11 protein-coding genes are annotated in these 12,396 nt (G+C 37.6%); 1 reads left to right on the top strand and 10 read right to left on the bottom strand.

Going from position 1 to position 12,396, the window contains the following annotated elements; translation table 11 throughout:
* Positions 1–135: 135 nt before the first annotated feature.
* From Q0779_RS20345 to Q0779_RS20315, 7 genes are all read right to left on the bottom strand, one after another.
* Positions 136–537, bottom strand: coding sequence for a nuclear transport factor 2 family protein (locus Q0779_RS20345; RefSeq protein ID WP_298775501.1), 402 nt, complete (start codon positions 535–537; stop codon positions 136–138).
* Between the two features lie 34 nt (positions 538–571).
* The gene (locus Q0779_RS20340; protein WP_298775500.1) at positions 572–1,831 is read right to left on the bottom strand and encodes an MFS transporter; all 1,260 of its coding nucleotides are present in this window, start codon (positions 1,829–1,831) and stop codon (positions 572–574) included.
* Between the two features lie 698 nt (positions 1,832–2,529).
* A complete protein-coding gene (locus Q0779_RS20335; protein WP_298775499.1) occupies positions 2,530–3,492 on the bottom strand; it encodes a cytochrome d ubiquinol oxidase subunit II in 963 nt (320 codons plus the stop codon).
* 1 nt (position 3,493) lies between these two features.
* Positions 3,494–4,873 (bottom strand): cytochrome ubiquinol oxidase subunit I, encoded by a 1,380-nt coding sequence (locus tag Q0779_RS20330; RefSeq protein WP_298775498.1) that lies wholly within the window; start codon positions 4,871–4,873, stop codon positions 3,494–3,496.
* A gap of 254 nt (positions 4,874–5,127) precedes the next feature.
* The gene (locus Q0779_RS20325) at positions 5,128–5,634 is read right to left on the bottom strand and encodes a zf-TFIIB domain-containing protein (RefSeq protein WP_298775496.1); all 507 of its coding nucleotides are present in this window, start codon (positions 5,632–5,634) and stop codon (positions 5,128–5,130) included.
* A 365-nt stretch (positions 5,635–5,999) separates the two neighbouring features.
* Positions 6,000–6,581, bottom strand: a complete 582-nt coding sequence (locus tag Q0779_RS20320) for a CAP domain-containing protein (RefSeq protein WP_298775495.1) — start codon at positions 6,579–6,581, stop codon at positions 6,000–6,002.
* A 481-nt stretch (positions 6,582–7,062) separates the two neighbouring features.
* Positions 7,063–7,236: a hypothetical protein gene (locus Q0779_RS20315; RefSeq protein ID WP_298775493.1), complete on the bottom strand. Its 174-nt coding sequence runs from the start codon at positions 7,234–7,236 to the stop codon at positions 7,063–7,065.
* Positions 7,237–7,775: 539 nt separating this feature from the next.
* Here Q0779_RS20315 and Q0779_RS20310 point away from each other — a divergent pair.
* On the top strand, positions 7,776–8,510 hold the full coding sequence (locus tag Q0779_RS20310; protein WP_298775491.1) for a hypothetical protein: 735 nt from the start codon (positions 7,776–7,778) through the stop codon (positions 8,508–8,510).
* Between the two features lie 364 nt (positions 8,511–8,874).
* On the opposite strand, the gene Q0779_RS20305 is transcribed toward Q0779_RS20310, so the two are convergent.
* The 3 genes from Q0779_RS20305 to Q0779_RS20295 form a co-directional block, all read right to left on the bottom strand.
* Positions 8,875–9,201 carry a hypothetical protein gene (locus tag Q0779_RS20305; RefSeq protein WP_298775489.1) on the bottom strand — a complete coding sequence of 109 codons (327 nt, stop codon included), beginning with the start codon at positions 9,199–9,201 and terminating at the stop codon, positions 8,875–8,877.
* 313 nt (positions 9,202–9,514) lie between these two features.
* On the bottom strand, positions 9,515–10,222 hold the full coding sequence (locus Q0779_RS20300) for a hypothetical protein (RefSeq protein WP_298775488.1): 708 nt from the start codon (positions 10,220–10,222) through the stop codon (positions 9,515–9,517).
* A 1,191-nt stretch (positions 10,223–11,413) separates the two neighbouring features.
* Positions 11,414–12,394: a transposase gene (locus Q0779_RS20295; RefSeq protein WP_298775487.1), complete on the bottom strand. Its 981-nt coding sequence runs from the start codon at positions 12,392–12,394 to the stop codon at positions 11,414–11,416.
* Positions 12,395–12,396: the final 2 nt, after the last annotated feature.

The raw sequence follows: 12,396 nt of genomic DNA, 5'->3' as shown, positions 1-12,396 counted from the left end.
CTTAGAATAACTAAGCCCTCAACTCAATGCCTTGCCTAAACGCGTTTTAATTCCAGCTGAATCCTGCATCTTCAAGTAGTTTGGGTATAAATACCTATCCAAGTTAGTATTTACCCCTTTTTTACTTTAAATACATCAAGATCGCCAAGCATCGACCATTCGAGAAGTATCTTGATAAATCGTAAAACGCGTAATTAAGCCTGCTTCAATTTCTAAAATTTGACATGAACGTAGATCAAAGGAAGCGGGATGATCTTGAAAGTGACCTTGTTCTCGACATTCAACATAAGCCCCTTTTTCCGTTTCGGTATAACTCAATACCTCAAAAGTCTTAACGTGATTAACTCGACTAATGATAGCGAAAAAGTCCCTGACTTCTTCAACACCTTGATATAGACCAAAATGCGGCACCTCATCAGAACCCACTAACTCCCAAACGATCTGAGGGCTTAAGAGTCCAAAAATGCTTTCAATATCACTCGCCAAGAAGGCATCATACAGCCTTTTAGCAATCGCGCAGTTCGAGCGATGTATCATAATGACTCCATCATCAGTCAGCAATAATGTCCTATCATATTTTAGATCGCTTCATCGTATCAGGCATGAAAATATATGTCATAAGAGAGCAGAAAATACAAAAAGTGACGTACCAATAAAAACCCGATTCAATGCCTATATCTTTAAAATAAAGCGCAATATATTCTGCTGTTCCACCAAATATTGCCACAGAAATCGAGTAAGGTAACGCCACACCAATGGCTCGAACTTCAACAGGAAATAATTCCGCTTTCACAATGGCATTAATAGAGGTATACAGGCTCACCACAACAAGCGCTAACATAATCAATGTAAATGCGTAAAAAACTGTCGTCGCTTGCTCAAGCAAAGTCAGTATAGGCACAGTGCCTAGCGTCCCGAAAAGACCAAAGGTGATCAATAATTTTTTACGTCCGATGTAGTCAGATAATAAACCGATTACCGGTTGCAAGCACATAAAGATTAACAAGGCAATAGAGCTGATCCAAGTGGCTGTTGTAACAGGCATACCTATAGTATTAATTAAGTATTTCAACATATAAGTCGTATAAGTATAAAAGGCCACATTGCCCCCCATTGAAAGGCCAATAACCAGCAAAAAGGTCTTTTTATGTTTAAGCAGCTCTCTTAACTTACTAAGAGCAGACTCTTTGTGTTTCGAAGGTGGACTAAATTTATTCGTTTCTTCCATTTTCATTCGCATTATCATTGCCGCAATGGCACATAACGCACCAATAAAGAAAGGGATCCGCCACCCCCAAGTATAGAGTTGTTCACTCGAAAGTGTGTTCTGTAAGACAATCAGCACAAGCAACGCAATGAGCTGCCCCATAATGAGTGTGACATATTGAAAGCTCGAATAAAAACCTCTAAATTTCTTAGGGGCAACTTCACTGAGATAAGTAGCAGAAATGCCGTATTCCCCCCCCACACTTAATCCTTGCATTAGCCGCGCAACGAGCAGTAAAAGAGGAGCCAATACGCCTATGCTGTCATAAGACGGCGTTAAAGCGATAATTAACGAACCGATGCACATAATATTAATCGACAATATAAGGGCTTTTTTTCGACCTTTAATATCCGCATAAGCCCCCATTATCCAACCACCTATGGGCCTCATAAAAAACCCCACCGCAAAAATACCCGATGTTTTAAGCAGCTGAGAGGTTAAATCCCCTTCGGGGAAAAAGATCTGAGAAAAGTATATAGAAAAAGCAGCATAAACATACCAATCATACCATTCAATTAAATTACCAATTGACCCTGAAACAATAGACTTGACTTTGTACCACATACTGCAATCTCACGTTTAAATAGAGATGATAAAAAATAACACCGAACACTAAAGTAAAACTAAAGTAAACTGACGATTTTATTCATCATGAAATGCAAACAAGCATAGTCCGAATGCGTAAAATATAAATTAACGGTAAATATATTATTATTAATCTTAAGTCAATCGCGCCAGTATTTATGCGCTATATTTCCCACCATATATATCAACTCAATTTTTTCCACTCGAATAAAATAAATAATAGAGTTAACGATAACGGCCTCGTTCACATGGGATGACTAATCAGAACAAATTTATAAACTACCATTCCCTCATTAAAGCCAATACATCATAATGTACTGTATAATAACCAATAAAAAATATTAACACTCTCTCTTAAACGTTAAGGAGTCCAGAGTACATCCCACACTATAGGTTTAATCGATTTCTCTTCAGATAAAATAATAACAGCCATTTTTTAGCGCTTATTACCTGTTTAACTTAATGTGCATATCGATATTTATCATCATCAATGCCTAACAATACTCCGCTAGAAAATGACTTTTTGTCAGTGAATATTCAAGTTAAAAGTTAATTCGTTTGCACTGAATCCTGCATCTTGAAGTATCATGGATATAATCACCAAATGAATACAAGTTGTAGCGCCCAATGCAATGTTCATCTTCATAAACTAACACTAACAAACACTCACTACCGCTTCAATACTTCAACTTTTCTTTTGTTTTCCCTCTAAAAATATAATAAGCATAACTGGTATAGATCAGTAACAAGGGGATCATAAAAGCAGCAGGAATTAAGGTAAACGATAGCGTCATGTCAGAAGCTTTTGCTTGTTCGTAAGTCAACTCATAAGGCACGATGTAAGGAAAAATATAAGTAAACATACTCAAATAAGTCAATATAAAGATAAAAACACTGAATAAATAAGGTAAATAATGACGGGGTCCTTTAATAATAAAAAATAATATAATAAAATTAACCAGTGTTAATGAAAGCAGCAAAATAAGTAATAACATTTTAACTGAAAATAAAGATACACTTTTATGCATCTCCGTTTGTAAACCCAAAACGAGCATCATGACTAACAAAATAATGGCCAACACCATTGCCAAATCTTGTGCTTTTTTTAACAAATCACCTTCGGTTTTTAAAATTAATCGGCAAGCCCCTAATAGCATATAACCTATGGCTAATGTTATTGCTGAGGAGACCTTAAAAACAATTCCATCCAAATAATGGGCATTAGCATACCCCACGACCAATTGGCCGACTAAATAGCCATGAATTAAGGCTATCATTAATGATGATATAAAAAAAAGGCGATCCCAATTGCGGATCCCTTGTGTCGATTTCAGTCTAAATTCAAAACAAATACCTCTAAATAACAACATCAAAGCCAAAATAATCGCGGGAAGATAAATTTTAGGAAACAGAAAAGCAAAACCGATAGGGAACATGCCGTAAAATGCTGCTAAAGAAAAAACAAGCCATGTTTGATTACCATCCCATGTGGGCAATAATACACTGATCGCAATATCTTTTTGATCATGATTAAAAAAAGGAAATAACACGCCAACACCCAAAGTAAACCCATCAAGGATCACATACATCAATAACCCAAAACCAATAATCAATAGCCAACTTAAACCGAGATAGTCCATTTTACTCATCCTTTTTAGAAATATTTTCTTCAACGGATTGAAAATATGCGTAAGGCATTCTTTCGGTTCCGGCAGCAGAAGGGCCTTGCTTGATGATCCGGCTAAAATAACGAAAGTAAAAAAAGCCGAACACAATACAATAAATCAAGATAATTAACGCTAATGAAATACCCACTTGGACAACACTCAAATCACTGACGACATTTTCTGTTCGAATGATATTGTAAACAACCCAAGGCTGGCGACCAAACTCAGCGGTAAACCAACCCGCTATTATCGCAATAAAGCCAATAGGCGAACAGATCACACATAAATGTAGAAACCGATTAGCATTGTCCAATCGGTTTTTAAGCAATAAAATCGTTCCTATTACTCCCATAAGCAACATTAACGATCCAATGGCCACCATGACTCTAAAACTATAAAAAACAACGGCCACCAAAGGTCTATCTTGTTTATCAACACTCTTCAAGCCAATCAGCTCACCGTCCATTTGGTGCGTATTAATCAATGATGCTAACTTAGGAATTTCTATGGCAAAACGGTTTTTTTCTGCTTCTTCATCTGGATAGGCAAATAAAACCAAAGGCGCGCCCTTTTGTGTATTCCACACTCCTTCAATTGCCGCCGTTTTAATGGGTTGATGTTCATGGACTTTAAGACCCACTTCATCCCCGACAAAAAACTGGCCTACGCTGAGTAGTAAAATACTCACCACAGAGAACCGAATACAAGGCAGTGCAAAATCATGATTGATTTTTTTTATCAAGTAATAGGCACTCACCCCCAATATCACAAAGGAGGTACTTAAATAAGCCGCAATCAACATATGCATATATCTTGGCAGAACAGAAGGATTAAAAATAACATTAAACCAACTCGTTATGACAAATTGACCATTAATATAATCCACGCCGTTAGGCGTTTGCATCCATGAGTTTGCCGACAGGATCCAAAAAGCCGATATTGTCACCCCCAAAAAAATCACAATATTCGAAAAAAAATGTAATGTTTTACTGACTCTTCCCCAACCAAAAATCATAATGCCCAGTGCACCCGCTTCAATAAAGAATGCCGTCAACACTTCATAAGTAAACAATGCCCCGAGCACAGGCCCAACTTGCTTGGCAAAACCTGACCAATTGGTGCCAAATTGAAATTCCATGACTATGCCAGACACCACCCCCATACCAAAAGTCAATGCAAAGACTTTTGTCCAAAATTTCACAATAGCAAGATATTTATCATTTTTTGTGATCAACCAAATCCCTTCAAAAATCATCAAAAAAGTCGATAAACCAATACTAAAAGCAGGGAAAAGAATATGAAAGCTGACGGTAAAAGCAAACTGAATACGCGATAAAATTTCCATCCAATCCATAGATTTTTATTCCCAAAACAATTATTAAGACTCATCACAACCAAGTATAGGAGCAAATAGATTCTCTAAAGAAAAATATTGCTTAAAGATAGGAATATTGCTTAAAAATAAGGAAATGGCTTAAAAATATTGCTTAAAGATAAAAAATAGCGCCCGAGAGGTGATAAAATCACCTCATATTCGCAGGCTTACATTGATGATGCCACGACAAAATCTGGCTGTAAAACGTTTACAAAACTCGACTACCGTGTCAACTACACCAGAAAATCCAGCAATGATTGACACTCATTAAACTGCCTTAATCGTCCACCTATGGCATTGTTATGTTGTATTTTTTCCATGTGAGCGCGAAATTCAGGGCTTTGAGAAAAAGCCGCTTTAAAGCCTTGCGCCGCTTGTGCTCTGTGCGCCTGCGTCGGAAAGAGTTGCCTGATTTTTTTAAGCTCACCATAATCAAGCCAAATCCCCCCACACCCAGGGCAGCGGTCAATTTCAACCTGATTTTTTGGGCTATAAAAATGTCGAGCCATCACAATATCAGGACATTGCGGGCAATGGATCCTAGGAGTTAAATCCACCTTTGGGTCATAAAATGGCTCAAGGTGCTCAACCAGCACTTCCCCCCGCCGTTCATGTGTTTCATCAAAATGTTGCAATTCATTATTATCAAAAAACACACCACCACAGTGAGTTGAATAATCGATACTGATCCCACCGACTTTTACCCGACTCAAAACCGTATGGGTTCTTGGACACTGCATAAATACATCCTTATACTCTGTTTTTATTGTCTATTCTATCATTACTCAGGTCAATTTAGCGAGATGTTCACCTATCACTAATAATGGCAATTCCACCTAGCGTAAAATAAGGTTTAAAAGAAATTAGTTGGATTTAAGGCACGACAAGTACCATTTTATGAGCAACTGATTTTAGCAAGTCATCACCTAGATAACATAATCTAGATAATACTAATTCCACCCAATGTCCACTCAATGACAGCATCAATACACCATCATTGATTTTAAGTATGAACCTCTTTTAAAAGCGAGTGATTAAAACATATAGCCGTTCTTCAAAGACCTGCCTGATTGTATCAAGTACAGTTCATCTAAATCCCACACCATTAACGTGACTTAGCAAAGACTTGTGTCCAATAATAATGATAATTGGCATCACTGTTTGCGCTGCAGGCTAAGCCCATTTCTGTGGCATTTTCGCTCATTATATTCTTACAATGACCTTCACTCGCCATCCACCCATCCACAACAGACTGTGCCGTAGTCTGGCCACCAGCAATATTTTCTGCTACATAAGACCAAGTGTAACCTTGCGCGGTAACCCGAGTCGCGATAGTACTTTCATCAAGGCCTGTATGACTGAAAAAATTATAATTAGCCATATTATTTGAGTGCTCTTGTGCAGCAGCGGTTAATTGAGTATTCCAGGTTAGCTCATCCACAGGGCCATAGCGTTCACTACCACACATCTGTTGCTGTGAACGCTGTTCATTAATTAAAGCCAAAACACGGGTCAGATCATCACTACAGCTCATTTGGTTATAGTTGGTATTACCACTGTTAGTGCTAGCATCGTCTGTATCATTCACAACCGCTTCATCAGACTGATTGTCGCTGATTTCCCCATCATCACTACTACAACCAGAGATCAACCCCACACAAAATACTCCGACTAATCCATACCGCATATTGTTCCCTAGTTACTGTTAATTACAACGAGCCTAATAATAACAAAAGCTTTAAAATTTTAAACGAATCAACTTAAAATTTACAAACTTTGAGTAATACTTATCAAAAATGCTCAATCTAGCATTGAACAAAGTCACAGTGACATGAGAATATTGAATTGACGACACACGCAAAGAATGACCACTCGCTGCTTCAATGTACTTTATTTTGCCACTGACTTTATATTCAATAATCTTGCACTTCTAATTGCGACTTTGAACAAGAACAAAGAGTCATAGGCAGCTCCATAAATAAATCATCCAAGGCAATCATGGAGTGATGTGATAAGGGATACCCAAATTTATGAGCATCAATGATGCTAACAATTGCTTAAAACAATGACTTCAAACTATTGCTTCAAACTATTTCTTCAAAGAGATGGAAATTTAAACCGTTAACTTTCTCACACCAATGAAAGACACTCTGACGAACAGCACCGTTTTAGGTGTCTTGCGATATCGGGTATAACTTGAGAAAAAGCCCTTTTACGAGAGTCATAATGGCGACAAATACCAACATGGATATGGCAAGTTCAATATACCAAGGCTGAGTGTTTTTCCACCAAAAAGAATAGAGATCGGGGTAACCCAAACCCGCAACCATACCCACGCTCACGCTCAAGACCCTTATGATCTTATTGACTCTTAATGAGAACTCAGACTTTTTGTTACAATTAGCACATGAATAAGGTGTCCATTTCGTCATCAGCATAAAACGAAATGGGTTACAAATGTTCTGGCAGTGAGGACAGCGTGTCATAATAGACTCCATTTACATCATTCATTTAATCCCTTTAAACGCACGCTCTTTATTGATTAGCATGACAGTCATCCAGATGAGATTTTTTGTTCTGAATTAAAAAAGTCACAAAATAAGCCTAAGTAATATACGGTTTTAAAAACCATTCAATCAATGCTACCAAAGTCGGCCTCTCAATAAGAGGCCTAAAACTAATGGCTATCCTTTCACCCTCATTCAAGTCGCTCATTATTAATGACACAAACTCAGTACATCAAAATTAAGCACATCAAAATTCGAACTTTTAAACCATCCCCCTTATTCGACCATTAGCTATCTTATCAAATGAAATTCGATCTATTAGAGTAATAAGTGTTGGTCAAATAAACATATTTCAATTTTACAAGGAGTAAAAAATGGGAAATATTATTGCTGGAGCATGTTCTGGTAGCTCAAGTTATAACGGCTTAGATTATGATGATTTTCCAACGAGAAGATCCCACAATCATCAAACAACGGATAGACACACATCTCAACACACACACTCCGGTCATCAAAATACAGATCATTTAAACCTCGATATTGATTTTGATGGAGCGAATAATTTTGAAGAATATGCATCAAAGGCATTCAGGACTGAATTAGCCATTACCGAAAACAAAATGAAACAAGCATACTCCCCTCAAACAACCAACACATTGACAGCAAAAACTTTAGTTCATAAACCTTCTAAAGACATTCAAATAACCTATGATAATGCCAGATCAAACTATCAAAAATATATTGAGAACGTATTAAAAGATAACCACAAATCACCCGAATGGTTAGTGAAAATGATGACCAAATGGGAAGCCAAAAATCCAATATCAAATTTCGAAATGAATGCTCAAGCCGCTGTCACATCGACACCAAAAGCCATTACGTTTCCACAGCAAGCCACACATGGACAAGTAGAACCTATCCCTAAGTCTATAAGCACTCCAATCATTGAAAAAAAATCAGTCGGTGAGACTGATCAAAATAAGGACATAAGTCATCATAGAACAAGATTCGATATTCAAAATGACAGGCATAAACCCGAGTTCGCATCGAAAGGTTTTTTCACCTCTCTTCTTAGTTGTTTACCATTTATCGACAATGACCTAGAATAAACTTTCAGAATCACTGAAACTGTATTAAATCCAGCTAGTACGGTATTCAGTTATGGCTTCCTCTCTTTGAATATCTTTGAGTGAGTAAGCCATTGAACAACCAGTCCCATTAAACAACCTATCATAGACACTATATGAGTTTTAGAGGGCTTTTCGAAAAAGGCGGTTTTTTTATCACCATTCCTCTATTCATCCCCATGGATCAATTCACAGTTAACATGTCAATATTATGACAATTTAAGGCTTACTTGTTATGTTGATTTAGCTCGTGCTACGACACATCATTAATCTTGAGCCTGAACTTGTGCAGGACTTTCAATAGCTTCACCTGCGAAGTAAAGCCACAACCGAGGACTGTGCCTGACTAACATTTTGTATCAAGGAGTACTTTAGCGTATCGACCAACAAAAGTGCGCCCAGGGTTTGCGCCGATAATCCATTCATCCACGCAGAACAAATCAAATAACCCCACTTTAATCAGTGTCGGTATTGCAGCTTTCAACTGTTCCTCGACCTCACCACGTTCACCTAAATTGTACAAAGTAATGTTATGTAACATTGTTGCCACCGTACCAGTTTGCACCTTAGTGCCGTCCGTGAGACGAACGGCTGGCAGTTCTTCCCCCTCTGCTACTATCTTTTTATTAATCAAACCCAGCTGCTGTGTATTTTCTGGTGAATCTTCAGACATTTTTGCCTCCTTCAATAACGGTACAAATAACGCACCTTTGTATTGTGTGCCTGCATGCCAAGCGAGTATTCTTGAGTATCGTAGGCGCATCGATAAATGAGGGTTAATATAAATCTATCCCAGCTCTTTGAGCAAGTCTCCCCCTTAAAGCGCCAGCATCGATACTGCTATACTCTTTGAGTCAGAATAAGAGACAACACATTATATAGCCAAAACCTGTTATGACTCTCACTAAGTTTCTTTAGCTTCATAAAAGTCAAAACAGGCTTGGCTATAACATCCACCTATGTCTATAACGTTGTTATAATTTGATTTATAATAAGTTTATCGCTTTAGTCTTCGGCATGGTCGCGTTGAATAAACGAACAACATCATCATATTCTACATATCCGCGATCTTCACCACCAAGGTATTTAAAAATAAGCCCAACTTCAACTTCACCTGCACTGCTGATCTCAACATTTTGTTCAGCACAAATGGCTAATTTCACTTTCATAATATCATTCTGGTTCAACCGGCCCTGTGGATCCGCTTCAGCCAATAATTTTTCCAGCGTATTGCTTCGGGTTACATCATTCACTTCAGTATCGCCATAACTAAATGTTAATCCACATTCATGAGCGACACCTCTGGCTTGATGTAAGTTTGTAATATTAACATGGCCAATTTGAGCCTTACCGTGATAAACGTCCGACGGATGCGTTAACTGTCCTGCCGATACTAAAGTGGCAACACTGCCACAACCAAGAATACCACAGCCAAACTCTTTTGCTTTTGCTGTAAAGTTAACAAGTCCAACCATGATATCACTGTTATTTTCAGGGTGTTCAGAATCAAACAAACCTGCCCTTTCTAATATACGAATGAATGGACATAATACCGCTTTATTTTCTGCCCTGTCGCTATCCACTGAAATACTCGGATAGGCTGCTATCAGCTCTTCACTTGTTAATGCTTCACTTGCTTGCGAAACAAACGGTAATTGAAAAATCATTAGCAATAATATAGTGACTTTCTTCATTGTATTTTTTCCCTGTATATTTGTCCTGAAAAGTATATAGCGGTCAATGTTATAAACATCCCGATATGCTCACACTCGAAAAGTATCATTTATTTTTAAAGAGTAAATCTCAATTTAGTTAAAAGACAGTACTGAATTAATAGCGCTGAAGTAATAGCGCTGAAATCATTTCGCGTTGGCACACGTATAAAAAGGCTCTTTTTCTGTTCTATCTATCATAATATTTTCCCCTTTATTGATGAAATTTCTTTTATTTAATTTCAATGTGTTCATATGTATTTTTAATAAAGCAATAAAATAAAACCTCCTTATTAACTGACTTTGATAAAAGATAACTTTTTATTAAATAATACAATACTAGACTTTAGTCAATCTTGTATAACATGGATAAATGCAATTTCCCTGTTGTATTATTATTGAATAGTAAATTACGTAAAGCTAATAAATAAACAGCTAAATGATAGGCCATTAATAAATTCAATAGGATCAGATTTAGCTTTATTACGAGTAAAACATAATTAAGAACTACAAAAATAACTGAAATCAGCGTACCGCTACTGAATTTAGTTCTCCATTCCTCTATTGGCATGACCCTATTACCTATTATGAAACATTATGGTAACATATGGATACAAAACAGCGAGCATTAATTTAAAACGGCTTTAAAATATGTGATTAATATCAACCAATCACTTCAAGTTCAAATGTACTCATTCTTCCATTTGCACTTTTGCTTATAAAACTCAGTGGAGATACAACTGTGACCGTTGATGACAGGGTGAGAGTTTGCCCAGCAAAGCGTTTCGAACGATAAATAGGAATATTTATCTGGCAATTAAACATGGATGATGTTTGCTATCGTCGAGCTTACCAGGACGTACTTGCAGTGTATCACAGAGATATCTGCACAAAAATCCTGCGGCAAGCAATTGATAAAATTGAAGTTGCAACAGAATAACCAGCTGACTAAATACCAAAAAAAGCAACATTGATAAACTTGATTAAGCGAAGCTTAATCCTTTAACTTGCTACAGCGATAAAGACCAATATGGCTATGCTTTCAATAAACAAGTCAATAGAAACACAATTCAGATCGCATGTCTGTGTATATATTCAAAAAACTCATAGCTTTGCTTTACCACTCAGTGCAAGTGAATTCAAGCAAATAATTATGGGTGTCCGTATAAGCCTTTAAGCACTATCAAGCCAACGATGACAATTTCCAGCGCCTTGTCGTCGCTTTCGCTCTAAATGAGCACAATAAGCATCCAGTTCTTGTAAGCTACCTGCTGGGCCTTTAAATAAACGAGTAAACTCTGTCGTCAACTTCAGCCAGTTCTCTTGAGGAATATTCAATCGATTGAGAATAGGCATGGCTAACTCACTGATAGCACCACGCTTATCATCACGAATAATCCGACCTGTTTCCTCCACTAACTGCAAATAATCTTTAAGATGAAATAATAGCCCTTTAGGCTCCTCTCGTGTTTCATTACCGACAAACGCTAATAAATTGGCGGGTTGCTCACCCTTTAACGCGGCCTTTATGCGCCTTTGAATACTGGTAAAATCTGACTCCTCTGGCGTGTCTGCAATTTTTGCGCGGATAGGATTTAAATCGACATAGGCCATACAAGACAGTACCGCCGCCTCATCTAATAATGCTTGGCTTTTAAACCGTCCTTCCCAAAACCGTCCACTACACTTGTCTTCATGATTCGCTTTTCTTGCGATAGGTTCATTTAGCGCTCTCATGAACCAACTTATATCACTCAGCCGACTACGATACTTCGCTATTGTTTCTGATAATAAAGCGACTTCAAACTCTTCAAGCGCTAATCCTTGTGAAAATTTTTGCGTAATCTCTGCCCCCTTAAACAATTGATGCCAACGCTCGGCAACCTCCCATTCAGACCAAGCATTCGCTTCATAAATATCCACATTTAATACTAAATGCAAATGATTTGACATCACCGAATAGGCACAAATATCAATGGAAAATACTTGCCCAAGTTCAAGAATACGCTCTTCTACCCATGCTCGACGATGCTCATATGACTGGCCCGTATATTCATCTTCACCGCACAAATAAGCACGTCTGACACACCGAGATACACAATGGTAGTAAGGGGTATCTTCAACGCTCACTATTGCTTTCCTTGCCATTGGCATCA

The sequence above is a fragment of the uncultured Shewanella sp. genome, assembly GCF_947491715.1.
In the GTDB taxonomy this organism is placed as follows: Bacteria; Pseudomonadota; Gammaproteobacteria; order Enterobacterales; family Shewanellaceae; genus Shewanella.
This window is presented reverse-complemented; position numbering and strand designations above follow the sequence as displayed.